The following is an 18,399-nucleotide window of genomic DNA, read 5'->3' as shown; positions in this document are numbered from 1 at the left end:
AGGAGGGGAGCAGGATGCCCTGGAACGAGCGCAACTATCCTCCATCCATGAAGCATCTGCTGTCCGACGTGCGGACCAAGGCGATTGAGATCGCCAATGCTTTGTTGGAGGAAGGCATGGAAGAAGGACGCGCGATTGCGATCGCGACCGCGCAGGCCAAAAAATGGCATGAAGAGCACTTCCCGGACTATCCCGGGCCGGAGCACGTCCTCCACGTCGTCCCGGCCGGGGAGGACTGGGCCGTTACGGCCGAAGGGCGGGAGCATCCGCTCATGACGGCGCCGACGAAGCAGGAGGCCGTTCAATATGCTCAGCAACGGAAGGCGTCTGTCGGAGCCGATATCGTCATTCACAGGCAGGACGGCACCATTCAGAGCCGCCGAACGACGTGATGGTCCCGCCTAACGCGAATGCCCGCGCAGCACGGCTCTCGGGCCGTGTTGCACGGGACAGCGGTGGACGTATTGGACCAGGACAGGGCTGGCCTTTTCGTTGATGCGACTGTTACAAGTGACCTTTATTTTTGTAAAATTCATGATAGAGCTTCATTAACGCCCGCTTCTCTATCCGGGAGACGTAGCTGCGCGAGATGCCCAACTCCTTGGCGATCTCCCGCTGTGTCCGCTCCTCTCCGCCCCCATCCAGCCCAAAGCGGCCGCGAATCACTTCCTGCTCCCGCTCATCGAGAATGTCCAGATTCCGGTAAATTTTGCTCTTCTCAATTTTGAGCTGCACTTTATCGACCACTTCATCGCCGTCCGTGCCCAGAATATCGATCAACGTGATTTCATTGCCCTCCTTGTCCGTTCCGATCGGATCATGAAGCGAGACATCTTTGCGCGTCTTTTTCAAAGAGCGCAGATGCATCAAGATCTCGTTCTCGATGCAGCGGGCGGCGAAGGTCGCCAGCTTCGTTCCCTTGTTCGGCTGGAAGCTCTCAATCGCTTTGATAAGCCCGATCGTGCCGATGGAAATCAAGTCCTCCAAGTCTTCTCCGGTGTTGTCGAATTTCTTCACGATGTGCGCAACCAGGCGGAGATTGTGCTCAATGAGCGTATTCCGCGACTGTGCATTGCCTTCCGCCATCCGCTGCAAATGCTTCATCTCATCCTCTTCCGCCAACGGTTGCGGAAACGCATTGTTCTTGACGTAGGATACAAGCAGCGTCAATTGCTTGATGAACACGGCGATTGCAGCAAATAAACCCGTCATGCTAGCCACCTCCAGGAGTCTGACAACGTTCTATTCTGCGACTTGCGCCTAGCGGTATCTCTTCGCAGCAAGCCGAATCCCGGCGCAGTGATACATTGTATGTAGGCAATGGCCCAGAAGTGCATGTACGGGGAAAGCTTCGTTGTATTTTTGGCTGGAGGGAGTTGGGAGGTGAGCGTTAGGTATGAGGATAGAGGGAAAACCTGCGGGAGGTGCGTAGTAATGGAGGTACGAGAGGCTGTTCTGCGGATGCGGCAGTGGGGGGGCCTGCGGCCCGCTGAAGTTGTGAGTTAATTTTCTCGCAAGCGGAGCCGCTTTTTTACTTCGTGCATCCGTGAAGGATGCGATATGCCCTGTTTCTTGTTCATAACGGTGACTTTACATTTCAATCCACGCATCCGCGTAGGATACGATAACAAAAGGCCTTCAAGGATAACGCTTAAGCACCACGTCACAAAATCAAGGACAATTGCTTCCATCAACTGAAAAAGGGCAGAGCGGGACATCAGTTAAATCAAGCGTTACTTCATCCAGGCAACATAATCTTCCATTACTACCAGAGCGTCTTCCATTCAGAAGGCAAATAGAACCTTGACGATCGATGAGATGGAGGATATTCCGTACATAAATAAACCCACTGTGTCCCGGCAGAGCTACAATGGGTTTTCTGCTGACCGTCATTTTTTATTTCTCCCCAGGAAACAAAACAGCAACAATCAGAATCTCATTCTCAAATTGTTCAAAGTAGAGCCTAAACCTCTTAATAACGATGCGGGACATGCCTGCATAAGGACCGTCTTCCTCCGAATAAGCTTTACTTAATATCCGATTGGAGAGTAAGGCTTCTCTTTCAAGAATCAATTGAGAGATAAAATCAAACGTTTCCTCAGGGGAGAAGTGCTTGCTCCGAAACTGGGCAAGTTTGTTTCTTACCGCCGGAGACCATAGAATGATACGATTCATTATCGAAAGTCCTCGGAAGAAAAGGACTTCAGTATTTCCGATGTGCTCATGGCTTTACCTAGCGTGTACTCTTTCCGGCTTTGTTCAATCAAGACCTTCAGTTCTGGATTCGCTTCAACATCTGCTTGGATGGACCGCTCCTCTTCCTCTTGCAAGACGAGAGTGAACGTTCCTTTTCCTAGAATATGAAATTGGTACACGGAGTTGTCACGGCTCATATTCTCGATGTTCTTCATCAACTCTTCCAGTGAACTTACCTTTTCCATTGATACCACTCCCATCATAAACATTTCTCTAACCAGTACGGAACTAAAAATCAATGTTATCAATAGTATAACAAACGCCACTCAAAACCCAGAAGCTGATAAGTCGACCTATTTCGGACCAGTTTGCTGCTCCCCAATAACTTGTCCAGTTCATCGCACAAAACTTCCTCTGCATAAATCGCGTATTTTCCTGACATCGGTTCGTGTTCAAACCTGTTGACGATATGCGCAACCAGGCGGAGATTGTGCTCAGTGAAGCGTATTCCGCGACTGTGCATTGCCTTGCGGAAACGCATTGTTCTTGACGCAGGATACAAGCAGCGTCAATTGCTTGATGAACACGTCGATTGCAGCAAATAAACCCGTCATGCTAGCCACCTCCAGGAGTCTGACAACGTTCTGTTCTGCGTCTTGCGCCGAGCGGTATCTCCTCGCAGCAAGCCGAATCCCGGCGCAGCGATACATTGTATGTAGGCGATGGCCCAGAAGTGCATGTACGGGGAAAGCTGTCGTTGTATTTTGGGCCGGAGGGAGTTGGGAGGTGATCGTTAGGTATGAGATAGGCAAAAGTGGGGGTTGTTGCGTAAGTGTGAAGGATGGAGGTCCGACATCTTGCTTTGCAGGTATCGAACCAGCGGTGCTCCAGTTATTCGCGGCAGAAATCTGCCTCAGTGATAGATGGTGAGCCTTCCTGTGGAAACCTAAGCTCGTTTATTGGTACGATTTCACCATGAGGATATTCTCTGACAATCTGACCTGCAGCCGTTCTATAAACAATATAAGTTCCGTTTGTCACTGCTTCCGCTTTAGCCAATGTGCCTGTAAGCTGAATTAATTTTTGCAGTTCTTGAACACACACCATGATCTTCTCCTTAACCCTAATCCCCAAAAAAGAATGGTGAAACTGCTTTGTTAGTTTTCATCGGTCCGTTTATTGTATAGTTTCATTGATAAGCTCACTATCAATTCTCGCATCGCCAGCTTATTTACCCAGTGCTGCGGAATGCGTTGATAACCATAATAAGCTCCTGCTAACTGACCGTAAACCGCTCCGGTGATATCGGCATCATCGCCGAGATTAACCGCCAATAATGCGACTTCCTCAAAAGAGGACGACTTGGCGAAGGCCCACAGAGCGGCTTCGAGCGACTTTACAACATATCCCGAACCCTTAATATCAGGCGGCTCACCAAGGCGATAAGAGCCTTTCCAAACAGCTTCGATTCGCGGCATTAAGGGCTCTGTTCCCAACCATTCATCAAATGCCGCAGACTCCAGCAACCGTTCCTTTGGCCAACCTTTCAGTACAGCCATTATATAAGCTTGCGAACAACCTGCAGGCGTCCACGCATTCCGCAGCGGCATGGGTCGTCCTGGAGCTTGCTGCAGCATAGAGCATTGCCAACCTCGGCTGCTCTGCATAATACATCGGGATTGGGGCCAGTCTCATAATAGACCCGTTGCCAGCAGCGATGGGATTATCGGATCCACAGTAGCTTTCCCCCGTACTTTCATGCCGCAGGATGGCTTCACGTGTCGCGTTGCCTACATCAAAGCATTCTCCCGTGCTGCTCATATACCCTTCTCGCATCCATTCTTTGTATCTTCTCATCTGATCGACGGATCAAATCCCTTCATAGCGAGCAAACTCTCTGCCAAACAGAGCGCCATCTAAGTATCGTCCGTCCACTGACCGGGCTGCAGATGAAATACGCCGCCTCCCACCATATCCGTTACCGGAACAAAAGTTCCCGGGGAACGGAATTCCACCGTAGTCTCTAACGCGTCTCCTGCAGCCAGCCCGACTAGGCATCCTTTATACTTGTCTAGCATCGCTTTCATTTTACTATCCTCCTCTTTTAACTTTAATTTCATATCCGCATAGGATGCGACGCCTCGCCCTTGGTGTCGAGCTTGACCACCTTCGGATTTCAATCCACGCATCCGCGTAGGATGCGACGACAAATACACCCACCGATACCGCAACTATCATATTTCAATCCACGCATCTGCGTAGGATGCGACGTAAGCTGTTTTCTACTTGAAGTTGATGATTCTATATTTCAATCCGCGCATCCGCGTAGGATGCGACGGTTATTATGGAGCGTCAAGATCCGCCCCACAAGATTTCAATCCACGCATCCGCGTAGGATGCGACTGAACGTCAGGGTGTCCTTTGTAAAGACAGCAAAATTTCAATCCACGCATCCGCGTAGGATGCGACTTTCGTGCAATTCGGTTTGCACGGCTGTTCCGGCATTTCAATCCACGCATCCGCGGAGGATGCGACAATGGCAAGAGTACACAGTATTGAGACACTGAAAATTTCAATCCACGCATCCGCGGAGGATGCGACAATGCCATGTATGTGATCAACGCATCAAAGTACCAATTTCAATCCACGCATCCACGTAGGATGCGACTGGCACAGCAGCCGTCTTCTATCATCTGCTTGGACATTTCAATCCACGCATCCGCGTAGGATGCAACAGCGGACGGGATACCGGAACGGAGAGCGACCGAAGCATTTCAATCCACGCATCCGCGTAGGATGCGACGAAAGAATACATTATCCGCGCTGGGGATGTACGATTTCAATCCACGCATCCGCGTAGGATGCGACCGGCACTGCATGACGTGCTGCACGCCGAAATCATATTTCAATCCACGCATCCGCGTAGGATGCGACTTAGAAATCAAGCGTGATATCTACGAAATCCGGATTTCAATCCACGCATCCGCGTAGGATGCGACGCGGCCGGAGAGATTTTGGCCGATGCGCAGCGCGAATTTCAATCCACGCATCCGCGTAGGATGCGACGGCACTCGCCGACAAGCTCCGCGAGGTTGATGAATTTCAATCCACGCATCCGCGTAGGATGCGACTTGTATGGGACGTTCGGGGGTGTGACCAATCGAAATTTCAATCCACGCATCCGCGTAGGATGCGACGTTTAACCTCGAAGAACTGATAATTGAAATTGAATTTCAATCCACGCATCCGCGTAGGATGCGACGGCCCGTGAATGATAGTTCGCAGAGTGTGATTTTAAATTTCAATCCACGCATCCGCGTAGGATGCGACTATCGGTGTACGTACTTGTCACCCTTTTTTCGCTCATTTCAATCCACGCATCCGCGTAGGATGCGACTGTAGGTGAAGCGCTTGGCTGCCGTGTAGGTTGCATTTCAATCCACGCATCCGCGTAGGATGCGACGTTTATTTGCGTGATGTCTGTGATGCTGTAAGTCATTTCAATCCACGCATCCGCGTAGGATGCGACGCTGACTTTTCGTCTTTAGCGGACCGTAACTCCCAATTTCAATCCACGCATCCGCGTAGGATGCGACATTGGTCGCGGAATCAGCGACTCAATGACCCGGATATTTCAATCCACGCATCCGCGTAGGATGCGACTGTCGTCCCGACCTCTTCCCCAGGCTCACAAGCATTTCAATCCACGCATCCGCGTAGGATGCGACGTGCTTGTGAATCCTTATCAAAGCCGAGGATATTACATTTCAATCCACGCATCCGCGTAGGATGCGACAGCGAAAAATGATTGCAATAATCATATTTCACTCTTGATATGACGGAATCAATCAAAATATCCACTCCATAGCTCTAAAAGCAGCTTATTTCCCCTCTCCAACAACAACCTAAAAAATAAAACTTACCCATAATATAGAAAAACCGTGGTGCGAATCCCCCGGGGATTTCATGTGCACTACACATTCGCACTAGAAAATTAGGGTCCCTTCCATATCGATCGATGCCTTCACGCCAATATGCTCCACCTTGCTTTTGTAGTTGTTTCCTAATTGATAAAATCGCAGGCTGTCTTCCTTTTCATCAATCATATCGATAAGTTGGATCTTCAAGCTGGCGAATTGAGCTGCGTCTACATTGCATTCAAAAACAGAGTTTTGCACTCTCTGACCATAATTTTGGCATAACTTTGCGACTTTACGTAACCTGCGCTGCCCGGCAATGCTGGTCGTGCTGACATCATAAGTGATTAGTACCAACAATTATACCACCTACTTCCAGAGAAATGGAGGGTACTCATCTAGATCATCACGCAAATGACGAGCTAGCAACAGGGCCTGGGCATGCGGGACAAGCCCCCAACTGATTTTCTCTCCCAGATAGGGATGCACAATCTTTTCTTGTTTCTTATCTTGCCATGCCTGCAAAAATCTTTTTCTCGCCTCATCTGTCATCAAGACAGCGCCGTTTTCCTTCTTGTAAAAATCATCCTTGTTCACAATTTTTTTATTAATCAAGGTGAGAACAAATCTGTCCGCATAGATTCCCCGCAGCTCTTCCATCACGTCCAGAGCAAGTGAAGCCCGCCCCGGACGATCGCGATGCAAAAATCCGACGTAAGCATCCAGCCCGACCGCTTCCAATGCGGAGGCCATATCATTTGCCAACAATGTGTACGCAAGCGACAACATCGCATTTACATTGTCCAGCGGCGGCCTGCGTGAACGGGAATGAAAGTAAAAATCGTCTGTCTGTTGCAGAATCATTTGGCCAAAAGCCTTATTGTAACTGACTGCAGCTTGTCCTTCTAAGCCTCGCAGACGTTCCAGATCTTCACAAGCCCGTACTTCCCGCATGAGGGACGATAACTGCGCGGAAATCTCCTTGAACTGATCAACATTGATTCGCAGCGGGTAGTCTCGCGTCATCCGCTCAATCATCCACTTATGGTTATAAATTTTGCCGACAATAAAATTGCGTGCAATTTGCGCGGACAAGCTCTCATCCTCAGAGACAAGGTATTGCTTTTTCCGCAGCACTACATTTCCTTTGCTCTGTCCAATGACCCTGGCCAGAAATCTGCCGGTCACCGTCATAAAAGTGATCGCAATATTCCGATCTGCACAATACCCCATCAATGCAGGACTTGCTCCTGTATAACCGAAAGCGACGATAGCTTCCAGATTGTGCAACGGAAGACGGCCCAGCTTCTCTTCTCCCTTCAGCAGCACAATATTGTCCCCGTCCAATGCCATATAAACGTCCGGCTGGTTTACATATAACGTGTTAAGGAGACGCTTCATCTTTGATCTTCCCCTCAATATAACTTTTTACCGTCCGTTTGTTCATCAAGGCCGGCAGGCAGATGGATTGCAGCGAGCAGTTTTTGCAAAATGGCCCTGTTTTTACTTTCGGCGTATGGTTGCGCTTAAAATAATCTTGCATCTCCGCCGCAACCGCTCTGACCCTTCGTTTTACCTCATCTGTAATCGGCACTTCGATACGGCGCTTCAATTCTTGATAGAAAATATATCCGGTCTGCACATCGCACAACAACATTTCTTCCAGACAGACCGCCTGGGCCGCTAATTGCAGCACATCCGATTCATCGGTCTTCGGCTTGCCCCGTTTATACTCCACCGGATAAGCCATATACTTGCCCTCAGCTCCGTTAATCTGCACTCCGCGACTATCTTGCACGAACTCTACCACATCACAGACGCCCGTCAACTTCAATTCATGCGACTTAACAGACATAGCGCGGACGACAAGTCTGTCGCCGCGCTTTTCTCTTGTGAACGGTTGATCCGCATTACGATGAAGATGCTGCCCTTCAATCGTCTTCACATTCTCTTCCCACTGCTGTTCAATGTGAATCAACGCCCACTGCCGCTTGCAGAATTGAAAATGCTGGATGCCCGATAGCATTAAATAGCTATCCTCATCATTATAGGCCATCGATGATCTCTACCTTCAAGCCTTCCAACTCGTCCAACGCAATATCATAATCCTGGAACGCTTTCGCTTCTTCCTTATTTTTGCTGACATGCAGGGAGCGATGCACCTTTGCGGATGAATACTGGCCCAGCTTGGAGCTATGCTCCCACCAATACACCTTGTGGACTTCCATACTTCCTTCCGGTCTGGCGGAAGACGCGTCGTTTTCGAATAGCGTCACAAGCGCTTGCTTGATTTTCTCCGCGTCTTCAATAGTGAATCCTGTCTTTTCCGCCAACTGCGTATTGATGCTGCCATAAAATACGTACACGCCGAAGTCCACGCGGTGCTTCATCCCCATCGTATCCGAGCCTCTCTCCTTGCCTGGCTCCGAGTTGACGCTCTTCGTAATTTGCATACTCGTAATATCAATCGGATCAACGCTCGTTGCCGTATGTATCGACACCGGACCGCGCACGCCGACAGATACCCCTTTATCTCCACTGCCCTTGAAGGCAAACACCTGGCCGAAGCTGCGGACATCGATCCACTGGTCGCAAGCGATTTTCGCGAACTCTTCGCCGGAACCGTCTTTTTGTTTTAATATTTTCGCCAGTGCCTCATTTGCTTCCGCCCGCTCGCGCAAACTTTTGAGCTGATCATCATTTCTATCATTGGATTGGACAAAAATAGGCTCGCCGAGATCTTGCAGCCGGTTTCTAATTTTCCGCTTCAACGCCACATCTGACACTTCACCGTGGCCGTCATAGTTCTGACGCGGCCGGTTGCCGTTTAACGGATCGCCGTTCGGATTGGCTTTGGTCACAGAAAATACAACAGCAAAATCAATTTTATGATCGAGAATGGTCATGATTGATTCTCTCCTTCGTTGGATTGTTTGGTTTGATTTTCTTCCTTCTTCTTTCCTTGGAAAAAGTCATGTCTTTGGCTGGAGAGTCCCAGCAAATACTTTCCGGATAAAGGCTTGTCATTAAAGTCTTCATATTTGAATTTGGATAGAATCTCATCCATTAGTTTCGTCAGATCCGTGCATTTCGCGCCCAATCGCGCCTGATACGGCTGCAAGCCCGCTTGAATCACCCTCCACGTCCGCTCCGGATGCTGGGCAAACGAGTTCATATAGCGAATCGCATTCGTTGCGCGCGTCTCTTCTGAACCTAGCGCACGCCGTTCCAAAATATCAGCCACCGCCAGCAATCTCCCAAACAAATAGCTTCGGTCCGTATTCTCCTTGTCCAGCGCCACCTGGAACCCCTCCTTCTCATAAACTTTATTGACTAACGCGCAAGCAATGCTCAGCGTCTTCTCCCATTCCCACTTCTCCATCGCCACCGGATTGGACGCGCGGCGAACGACGCTATTCACAATATCCACCGGAATTCGGACGCCGTCTACCATGCACGGCAGCATGCGTTCCATCAGCCCTTTTACGAGCTTGTCGCTGGCTGATGTTCCGTAAGCAGCATAAGCAATATCTTTCGTCGCCGGCACGCCGAAAAATTGAACATAGTCGCCATTCTCATCTTTACGGTAACGGTGTAGCCATACACAACTGGAATGCCATTCCACCAGCTTGTCAAAGTAATGCTTCTTGTCCAGATTGCGATAATATAGCACAGCCATACGCCCGGTCGTGGCAGAATCAAGAATCAACAGGTTCACAGCGGGATTCGTAATCGACAGCTTCTGTCCTGCTCCATACCCGGCCAGAGCGCTCCCAATGTCCCGCGCCAACCCTTCGCTCGTAAAAGACTCCCTTTTGTGCGCAGCGGATTGTTCCGGAAAGAGAGCGAAGGTATCTTCTCCGGGAGCCGGCACGTCTACCGCGTCGTTCGACCAAACGAGAAAGACGCGCCCATCAATGATTTTCCCTTGGCGGTTAATCAGCCATTTCAGCGCATTATGTGCTTTTTGCGATACCTCATAGCTAATGCCCGCCGCTTCCTGGCTGCTGCTGAACCGGCCGCGGAACGTAAAGCCGCTTGTATCGCTGGCCGAGATCAACTTCGCTTTGTCTGCCGGATTTCGTATTTTGTTCGCATGCTTGTCCGTACCTGGCACCAATTGCCCCGTCACATAACACAGTTTGTTGTTGCCCAGCTTACTGTTATAGTAGCGGATGAACGAATCATAGACCTCCGGATCTTTCCACACTTCCTTCAGCGGCCGAACCGGGGAGTAGACCGTAAAACGAATGAATGCGCTTTCTTGCTCGCCATTGAGCACGCCAAACAGCGGTGGTTTCTCGTCACCGTATTTTTTATCCCATTTGCCAAGCAGACAACCGTTCCCATCTAGAGACAACAGGTTCTCTTTTTCAACCAGATCGCGAACGAGTCTTTTTTTATTCAGGTACTTAAAGATACTGGCGACATGAGGATGGCGAAATGGCGATAAAGCCCATTCTTCCAGCTTTTCGATATAGGCTTTGAACTGATCCGCTTTCTTGGCTTGTCCGCCATAGTTAATGTAGTCTCCAGCCACATAGCTTAACTTATCATGCAGCGGATAAGGAAATACGGCAGTCCCCGAACGGCTGGAGGAGTCCTCTGTGCAAGGAATCAACGTACTGGCATCGCTCTTGTCAACGACGATGGCTGAATGGAATTCCCCGTCTTCCGTAACACGAACTTCAATATGTGCCGTCTGTGTCGTATGAGAAATCGGAAGCAGCGTAAATTCCTGCCCGTTATGCCTCTTCTCGACAACCCCGACCCGATCCAGGTTCGACTCATACGTCTCATATAATTGCTGCAACCAGCTCATCGGCTTCCCTCCGCTTCCAGCCGGGCCTCCAGTTCCTCAACCGCCTCGATCTCCCCGGCCGTGAACGTCTTCGGTTCCATCTCAGCCACGGGACGAACAAGCGTACATTGTTCCGGTTTAATAAATTCAATGACACCATTTTTCATAACCGGATTCCATAGCCGTGTCTCCATCTGCTTCCTGCCCGTCTCATCCGGATAATTAATGCCGTGTACCATCGTGCCAAAATGGAGATCCCCATAATCATCGTAGAAGCCTTTTCCTTCGCCAAACTCGCATGGCTCCACATAACCTTGGCATTCTCTTGCTCCTAGGAAAATATCCCGACGTCCTCCCGCCCGCAAGGAGCGCTTCAATATGCTATAATGCTTGTGCTCGTTACGATCATATTCCAGATCCGGCCGGTTCGGGTTGAACACGAAATGAGCCCGGCATTGATAGCGAACATCCTTCAAATAGGAATAGTACGCAAGCGTGTTGCCGCCGCCGTAGTCAAGCGGGCGAACCCCTTTGGACTCCATTCGAATCGGATTCATGACGCGAACGGCATCCACAACAAATAATATTGTTGGTTTCCAGTAAATGGATTCAACTATTCCTTTTAGCGCCTGAAAGGTCGGGACTGGATATGACATCTTCTCCCCGCCCAGTTTCGTTAAGGGATCCGTAAACAACGCGTAAGTCCCGAACACTTCGAACTCAATGCTGTTGCGTATCAACGCGCCTCCCCCTTTCCATAATTTTCATACACTTTAATACTATACTCTCTTCTAAACAGGGTCAATGATAATCTAATAAAATATTATATGAACTTTCTGTTTCATACCTGAACAGAAAATCAAAAAATGTTCGCATTCTCAAATACCTTATTTGTGCTATAATAGCTTAAGTTGTCGCTAGAATAGCGCGGATTGAAAAATATAGTATTTTATTAGGAGCCTATCTGTAAAAGATAGGCTTTACTCGTCTAAAAACAACCCAAAAATCCCATCGCGCTGTCGCTGCTCAGATCCACGCCAAAATGCTCGCTGTAGGCTCCCTCTTTTAACACGAGCACTTTTCCGTCCAGACAGCTCTCCAATCCACCACTGCGATCCAACTGGCGAAGATCATGTTCATACAGGTTGACCGTGAACTGCTGCGCCCGCTTCAGCAGACGCGTCAAATCATCGATCGTGCCGCTCCCGTTCAGGTCAGCAATCACTTTTTTACCTCCCTCTCCATAGGGAACAATCACAGCGCGGGTATAATCGTCAATAACATGAAAATATTTCGCGGCGGTGCCATAGCTATTAGCGAGAACTAGCGGCAGCCATGTGTCCTTCGCCTTCTCCTCTTCCTTCTTCTTGCGATAGGCCTGGAAATAGCTGTCCGTTTCATACCGTCCGGCATATAGTAAGTCCGTCATATTTTTGCGCAGCTTAGGCACAAAATTATTCAAATCCGCTTCCAGCCTCATATAGAACTTCTGAAAATAAAATTCCATCGCCTGCTGCGACAGCAACTGGCCGCCATGCGCCTTCGCATCCCGCTCCATATCGACAAGCATCGCGCGTGTCAGTTCCTTGCCGATTTGAATCTCCTTCAAATGCTTCAGATTCTCTTCCGCATGATCGATAATGTAGACGTTCCGCATCTCATCCTTCCCATGCCGGTTGCACCGTCCCGCCGCCTGCGCAATCGAATCCAACCCGGCCAGGGAACGTACAACACAGTTGAAGCTGACATCAACGCCCGCTTCAATCAACTGTGTGCTGACGCAAATCACTTTTTCCTCTGCTTCAAGATGCGCCCTTACTTTTTCTAAAATGGCAAACCGGTGAGCGGCACACATCGACGTGCTCAAATGATACAAAAAGATTTCCTCGCCGAACTGATGTTGTTCCTGCATCGCCTGCAACCGCTCATACAACGACTTAACGACCGATTTCGTATTCAAGATGACCAGAATATTGCCTGCTTCCTGAACGGTGTCCCGGACAAAGGATGCCAAGTCTTCCGTGCTCCAGGGCCGCTCGGTAGCTTTATCGATCAAATCAACACGCTTGAACGCATCAATTACTTTATCGAGATTACTTATCATCTCAGCGTCCTCTGGCATGTCCAGCCTCTGCTCCACGAACTGCAGCGCTGGCTGCGTCGCCGTGCACAGCACGATACTGGAGCCCCCATACTCCTTCAAAAAGTTCAGCGCCTGATTAAACAGAGATACGCAATGCGTCGGAACCTTCTGCACCTCGTCAAATATTATTACGGCTTCACACAAGTTATGGAGTCTCCGTATGTTCCTGCTTCCATGGGCGAAAAACACGTTCAGGAATTGTACCATCGTCGTAAAAATAATCGGCGCATCCCAGTTGTCTTTAGCCAGGTTCGCCTTTTGCCGCGCAGTCAGCGCCAGCCCGTCCTGCTCCTCGTCGTCTTCCTCCATCTCCACTTCCACGACGTTGGAATGATGCTCCAGAATATTCGCTTCATCCTGCAATATTTCCCGCACCGTGGCAGCGTTCTGCTCAATAATCGTCGTAAAAGGGACGACATAAATAATCCGTTTTTTGTCATAGGTTAAAGCATGCTTCAAGGCATACCTCAAGCTGGCCAGCGTCTTGCCGCCCCCGGTAGGAATCGACAACGTATAAATAGAAGACGGCTTCGCGGCAAAACGTTCGCATAACTCGGACATTTCGCTCCGCAACCGAGCAATTGGCGTATCAGCGTCTTTATTTTCCTCGAAAGAATGAAGTTGCGCCATCAGCTTGTCATAGTATCCTTGAAACAATGCCGTCACGTTCTGTTCGGGCTCGTTCGGCTCCCCCAATTCAAACCATCTCGTGTTCGTTCGATCGGCATCAATTAATGCACTGAACACGAACTTGGTCAGGAACATCAGCTTCAGTTCCATACTCTTGGCAGGCACTCTGACCAGAAATTGTTCCACTTCTGCAGCCGCCTGATCCACATATCTCTGGAACTCCTGCTCGCTCATGACAAGTGTAAAAAAGGCTTCGACGCTCTGATCAAACTCCTCCAACTTTTTGCAAGCAACCCGTCTCAAGTAAGGAGATTCCAAATCTGGACTCAAAAAATCTTTCAAGTAGGAATGATGCGATATAATTGCGTTGCCGACAACCTCTGCCAAAATCACTTTATAGGGTTCTTTACTATAATTATGAAAGCGCTTGTAAAGAAGCCTGCCACCCGCCGTAGAATGATCAACGTCCCCCCGACGCAGCCGATCCTCGGCTCCGCTCACAGCCGCCAATATGTATGTCCTGAACTTCTCCGTATATTTCCCCATATCATGCAGCATGCCAGCCAGCCCGGTGACATGAGGAATATTCAATTTCTTACCGTACTCTTCCGCCAGCGTCTTCACTTCCAGCAAATGCCGTTCCACGGTTTGCACCTTCATATCACTCACCCGAATATGAGCAATTGATTGCATATCAGCACTCCTTTCTACACCGCTCGTATTTACTGTACCGCGCACAGGTAACAACTAAATGTCAGGGAACTTATATATTCCAGATGATGAATTAGTTATACACCTCCATCCAACGCCGTAATCGCTCGATGAACTGCTTCCTTATCGATACCGGTTCCAGAATTTCGGCAGACGGGCCATACTGGGCGAGCCAATTCAGGAAGCCTTGCTCATGGTTGACTGTCGCTTCGAACAATAAGCTTCCATCGGGCAAGTCCGTCATTTTGGGGCGCACGAACATCTCCTCTTCCTTGATATACCTGGCCACATCGGGCTGAAATTTGACCTTGAACGTAATAAGCGAGTAGCCCCGATGGACCGACCAGGTATGCTTCATATAGTGGTGGATGTCGAAGTCGCCTTTGTCGAAGTTTTTAGTCGTCATTTCGACGAGGTGAAACCGGCTCATGCGGAACATCAAAATGTCCTGCTTCCGATGACAATACCCGATTAAATAGAAGCGTTGCTCACGAGGCACAAGACAGTACGGATCAATCTCTCGCTCTGTCACTGTATTGCGACTTTGAGTATGGTATACTGCACGAAGTGTCTTCTGAGCGATAATCGCTTCCATAACAGAGAGCAGGTAATTTGGACTATCACGATCTGCCCTGTAAGCAGGGGTCCCCATCTGAATCAGATTCGTGAAGTCCTCCATTACTTCCCTGCGTTTTTGCTTTTCCTTAACATGCGTCGCCATGACTTTATCGTATGCCGAATCGAACAGGGGAGACAGCTTGCTATTATCCAACATGGAAGGGAGGACGGAGAAGACCATCTCCTCTTCTTCTGTAAAATTAAGCGGATACATCGCGAAGTTGCCTATAAAGCGATATCCTGTTCCGTATCCATCATTCGTTATAGGCACGACAAGATCTAGTGTTCGCAGATCCCGATATATGGTTCGCTCCGAAGCTTCACATTTGTCGGCCAGCTCCTGCGCCGATATGCCAGGGTTCGCCTGTATGGCTATGACCATTTTCATGAGCCGAATCATTCTATTCGACATCGTTGTACTCTCCTCCAGATGCTCTCATAATATCCTATAAATATTGGATATTCGACACCATCCATAGGTCTACCTGCCTACTCCTGCAAAAAAAACCGGACTAAATAACCTCTTCCTTGTTAAAAGTGTATGGGCACTTGGAATTGTCTGTATTTTTATACCATTTTAATAACTGCTGTACATCCTCATGGGATGCGCCGATAAATACGTATTCCTTCGCTTTCGATGGCGAATCTATCAAGAGTTCAATCTGGAAAATGCCAAATAGGCATTGGATCCAAGTTTGACGACAAGTTATCGATTGGATCGCTTGGCGCTGTACATAGACTGTAGTTCGCGTAAGACCCGGCTTCGCGATCACAGATTGATTGCCATGAACGTCCCATAGCGTTCCCGAATATTTTCGGCTCCCCCGCCAAAATAACGCTGCCGCGAACGGGAGCATCAACCATGCCCACGGGGCCAAAATTGCGGAGACTAAGATGACAAGGCTTACAGCAATGACGGGAATCCACACAAAATACATCGCCTTTCCGGCTGGTAAATGACGCTGCGGGTTCACGATGGTAAATTCGGGCAACAGCATCTCCAATGCAGCATGCATCTCTGACCTGTGGATCGCGGGCAGCAGCAGTTTCACCTTCTTCTCCCCTGCATACCCAACGCAATCCATCCAGATGGACACATAACCAAAATAACGGCTGAACAACTGCTCCTTGACCCGGATCGACTGAATCTTCACAGTATGGAGGGAGGTTGATTTCCTCTCATACCATCCGTACTGGATATGAATATAGGCACTGTCTTGGATAACGGACCATTTGTGATAACGAATTTGCATCATGACCAAGGACAACAACCAGGACGTGAATACGCACAAGGCAATAATGCCAAGAAGCGCAAGCAGAACGGGTATAAACTCCGTCGTCAAAAATTCTTTCCATCCATCTTGAAAAAAACGGACCATGCTTACTTCTTCCGTGCTTGGTTCAAGCCAATCCCATACATACGTTACGATAGTGAGACATAGGGGAACCCCCAGCCAGAACGAATTGGAACTAATCGCCCTCATCAAAATATCCTTGGGTTGAAGGACCCAATTCGGCTTCGCTTGATTCGAGACACGCGACATCGGTCGATTAATTCCGGCAAGGAGCATATCTGCGTTGCGTTGAGTCAACACGAGCCTGGCATCAGCCTCTTCGTTCGAATCTGAAGTGTGCAATTCGGCAGTCGCCGAACCTACTAGTCGATCGGTCCAAGTCTGTTCTATCGATATATTCGTTATTCGCTCCAGCGGAATTGTCCGTTGGGTGGTGATAAGGACTCCTCTTTGAATGACGATCTCAGATTCCCCAATCTGATAAGAGTCCTTCCACCAGGAAATAATAGACCACAGCAAGATAGATAGACCAATGACGACTGCCACCCCATATACCCAATAAGGCTGTTGACCTGTGCCGGCCTTGATCTCCTTAAATAACAAGAGAGCATAGGGGATGATCATATAGCGGATCGTTCGATACAAATGTACGGCAATCTTGATCGGATGTTGTCTATGGATTGTACGCATCAGTCTCACCTATTTTCGCCAGTTCAATGACCTGCCGCCGCAGTTTATTCGCATCATCTTCCAATAAACCGACGATGCCAGTCGCATCGCCTGCCGTTACGATAACGACTTCAGATATGCCCAGCTTTTTCTGAATGACGTCCTGTTCAATATCTACATGCTGAACACGGCTAAGCGGAATAACCGATGAATTAACAGACCATATGCTGCCCCACCGAATCACAATCTCATCCGTTGTCAGGACGTAACTTCTTCGGGCATAGCTGAAGCGAACTCCATATATGATATAGAATACGTCTTTGCTCCAATGAAACAAGAGATAGGCCGCAACAACATATAAGATCCACTTCCATTGGGGCAACCACATCAAATAAACGATGATCGGGATGCTTGCCAGCGCAGTCCGCTTCAATGCAGAGAAAAGCCGATAAATTCGCCAATATGGCACCACATTTGGATGCAATTGTTGCTGCTCGCTAACTGTCGTATTCATAGCTGCGTACATCCTCACCTTCCTTCGTACTAATACTATAAATTCTATTATGGGTAAAGAAAGTGACAACAGTCTGTCAGGGAACATGTGTTCTATAAAAAAGACAAGCATCCTGCCCCCGCGTCATCTTTTGATACGGGGGTAGGATGCTTTTTTGGGTTTCATATGTTTTGGATACGACGAATAGTCGCAAGTACTCTGTCTCTCAAGGCGCGATTTCAACCCACGCATCAGCGTAGGATGCGACGGCGAACGACCCGGGCACATACGTGTGCTGGCCATTTCAATCCACACATCCGCCTAAGATGCGACTCCGGTGAATGCCGGTTATTTCAAAGGCTATGGATTTCAATCCACGCATCCGCGTAGGATGCGACCGGGCCCGTACTTCCACTGGGCGCTTGCGGCCCGGAAATTTCAATCCACGCATCCGCGTAGGATGCGACGACACTGCTTCATTCATTGCGATACTAATCCCCAGATTTCAATCCACGCATCCGCGTAGGATGCGACTATTGAAACATGGGTAAGCATCTATACTTATCAGAATTTCAATCCACGCATCCGCGTAGGATGCGACGGGTATACGCAAACAAACATATGTACGATTTGACGTATTTCAATCCACGCATCCGCGTAGGATGCGACCTGACGGCTTTCATTACCTTTTCGGGCTCCTGGGTATTTCAATCCACGCATCCGCGTAGGATGCGACTTTTGCTTACGCTCGTTGTTCCAGGATTGATTTTATTTCAATCCACGCATCCGCGTAGGATGCGACTTTGCGTGCTTTATTGGGGCCTTGGCTTCTTTACTTATTTCAATCCACGCATCCGCGTAGGATGCGACGAAGTGAGTTAGTTCGCGAGAGGAGCGATTCATTTTATTTCAATCCACGCATCCGC

18 protein-coding genes, 1 pseudogene and 2 CRISPR repeat arrays (1 of these 21 running past the window's edge) are annotated in these 18,399 nt (G+C 49.0%); of the genes and pseudogenes, 1 reads left to right on the top strand and 18 read right to left on the bottom strand.

The annotated features are described in order from the left end of the window. Positions 1-14 precede the first annotated feature (14 nt). Complete coding sequence (locus NNL35_RS11775; RefSeq protein ID WP_006676300.1) at positions 15-392, top strand: DUF2188 domain-containing protein; 378 nt, start codon at positions 15-17, stop codon at positions 390-392. 112 nt (positions 393-504) lie between these two features. On the opposite strand, the gene sigK is transcribed toward NNL35_RS11775, so the two are convergent. The 18 genes and pseudogenes from sigK to NNL35_RS11695 form a co-directional block, all read right to left on the bottom strand. Then, a complete protein-coding gene (gene sigK, locus NNL35_RS11770; RefSeq protein WP_006676301.1) occupies positions 505-1,212 on the bottom strand; it encodes an RNA polymerase sporulation sigma factor SigK in 708 nt (235 codons plus the stop codon). Positions 1,213-1,896: 684 nt separating this feature from the next. Continuing rightward, positions 1,897-2,175: a hypothetical protein gene (locus NNL35_RS11765; RefSeq protein WP_006676302.1), complete on the bottom strand. Its 279-nt coding sequence runs from the start codon at positions 2,173-2,175 to the stop codon at positions 1,897-1,899. Continuing rightward, complete coding sequence (locus NNL35_RS11760; protein ID WP_006676303.1) at positions 2,175-2,441, bottom strand: hypothetical protein; 267 nt, start codon at positions 2,439-2,441, stop codon at positions 2,175-2,177. The genes NNL35_RS11765 and NNL35_RS11760 overlap by 1 nt, the downstream gene beginning before the upstream one ends. A gap of 203 nt (positions 2,442-2,644) precedes the next feature. Next, positions 2,645-2,810: pseudogene (locus NNL35_RS11755) on the bottom strand (RNA polymerase subunit sigma-70); the annotation flags it as partial. Between the two features lie 277 nt (positions 2,811-3,087). Further along, entirely contained in the window at positions 3,088-3,303 is a 216-nt protein-coding gene (locus NNL35_RS11750; protein ID WP_006676305.1) for a hypothetical protein, read from the bottom strand. 50 nt (positions 3,304-3,353) lie between these two features. Further along, the gene (locus tag NNL35_RS30520) at positions 3,354-3,806 is read right to left on the bottom strand and encodes an ADP-ribosylglycohydrolase family protein (RefSeq protein WP_337999297.1); all 453 of its coding nucleotides are present in this window, start codon (positions 3,804-3,806) and stop codon (positions 3,354-3,356) included. Beyond that, complete coding sequence (locus NNL35_RS30515; protein ID WP_338111530.1) at positions 3,700-4,017, bottom strand: ADP-ribosylglycohydrolase family protein; 318 nt, start codon at positions 4,015-4,017, stop codon at positions 3,700-3,702. The genes NNL35_RS30520 and NNL35_RS30515 overlap by 107 nt, the downstream gene beginning before the upstream one ends. 95 nt (positions 4,018-4,112) lie before the next feature. Continuing rightward, positions 4,113-4,283 (bottom strand): ADP-ribosylglycohydrolase family protein, encoded by a 171-nt coding sequence (locus NNL35_RS30510; protein ID WP_337999299.1) that lies wholly within the window; start codon positions 4,281-4,283, stop codon positions 4,113-4,115. A gap of 86 nt (positions 4,284-4,369) precedes the next feature. Continuing rightward, positions 4,370-5,992: a CRISPR direct-repeat array (repeat unit 32 nt; unit sequence ATTTCAATCCACGCATCCGCGTAGGATGCGAC). A 190-nt stretch (positions 5,993-6,182) separates the two neighbouring features. Then, entirely contained in the window at positions 6,183-6,473 is a 291-nt protein-coding gene (gene cas2 / locus NNL35_RS11740; RefSeq protein ID WP_006676307.1) for a CRISPR-associated endonuclease Cas2, read from the bottom strand. A 9-nt stretch (positions 6,474-6,482) separates the two neighbouring features. Then, positions 6,483-7,514 carry a type I-C CRISPR-associated endonuclease Cas1c gene (gene cas1c / locus NNL35_RS11735; RefSeq protein WP_006676308.1) on the bottom strand — a complete coding sequence of 344 codons (1,032 nt, stop codon included), beginning with the start codon at positions 7,512-7,514 and terminating at the stop codon, positions 6,483-6,485. Beyond that, complete coding sequence (gene cas4, locus NNL35_RS11730; protein ID WP_006676309.1) at positions 7,498-8,169, bottom strand: CRISPR-associated protein Cas4; 672 nt, start codon at positions 8,167-8,169, stop codon at positions 7,498-7,500. Before cas4 ends, cas1c begins: the two co-directional genes overlap by 17 nt. Then, on the bottom strand, positions 8,159-9,019 hold the full coding sequence (cas7c, locus tag NNL35_RS11725) for a type I-C CRISPR-associated protein Cas7/Csd2 (RefSeq protein WP_254553382.1): 861 nt from the start codon (positions 9,017-9,019) through the stop codon (positions 8,159-8,161). The genes cas4 and cas7c overlap by 11 nt, the downstream gene beginning before the upstream one ends. Then, the gene (gene cas8c / locus NNL35_RS11720) at positions 9,016-10,935 is read right to left on the bottom strand and encodes a type I-C CRISPR-associated protein Cas8c/Csd1 (RefSeq protein ID WP_006676311.1); all 1,920 of its coding nucleotides are present in this window, start codon (positions 10,933-10,935) and stop codon (positions 9,016-9,018) included. Before cas8c ends, cas7c begins: the two co-directional genes overlap by 4 nt. Beyond that, positions 10,932-11,651, bottom strand: coding sequence for a type I-C CRISPR-associated protein Cas5c (cas5c, locus tag NNL35_RS11715; RefSeq protein ID WP_040730830.1), 720 nt, complete (start codon positions 11,649-11,651; stop codon positions 10,932-10,934). The genes cas8c and cas5c overlap by 4 nt, the downstream gene beginning before the upstream one ends. A 251-nt stretch (positions 11,652-11,902) precedes the next feature. Further along, positions 11,903-14,380, bottom strand: a complete 2,478-nt coding sequence (locus NNL35_RS11710) for a CRISPR-associated helicase/endonuclease Cas3 (protein WP_006676313.1) — start codon at positions 14,378-14,380, stop codon at positions 11,903-11,905. A 91-nt stretch (positions 14,381-14,471) separates the two neighbouring features. Further along, on the bottom strand, positions 14,472-15,428 hold the full coding sequence (locus NNL35_RS11705; RefSeq protein ID WP_254553381.1) for a helix-turn-helix transcriptional regulator: 957 nt from the start codon (positions 15,426-15,428) through the stop codon (positions 14,472-14,474). 100 nt (positions 15,429-15,528) lie between these two features. Continuing rightward, on the bottom strand, positions 15,529-17,001 hold the full coding sequence (locus NNL35_RS11700; RefSeq protein ID WP_006676315.1) for a PH domain-containing protein: 1,473 nt from the start codon (positions 16,999-17,001) through the stop codon (positions 15,529-15,531). Then, positions 16,985-17,494, bottom strand: a complete 510-nt coding sequence (locus tag NNL35_RS11695) for a PH domain-containing protein (RefSeq protein ID WP_006676316.1) — start codon at positions 17,492-17,494, stop codon at positions 16,985-16,987. The genes NNL35_RS11700 and NNL35_RS11695 overlap by 17 nt, the downstream gene beginning before the upstream one ends. A gap of 215 nt (positions 17,495-17,709) precedes the next feature. After that, positions 17,710-18,399: direct repeats of the CRISPR family, unit length 32 nt; unit sequence ATTTCAATCCACGCATCCGCGTAGGATGCGAC; it runs 813 nt beyond the window's last position.

Origin of the sequence: Paenibacillus dendritiformis, assembly GCF_945605565.1 — a bacterium.
In the GTDB taxonomy this organism is placed as follows: Bacteria; Bacillota; Bacilli; order Paenibacillales; family Paenibacillaceae; genus Paenibacillus_B; species Paenibacillus_B dendritiformis_A.
Note: the sequence above shows the minus strand (reverse complement) of the source record. Positions and strands in the feature narration are given on the sequence as shown.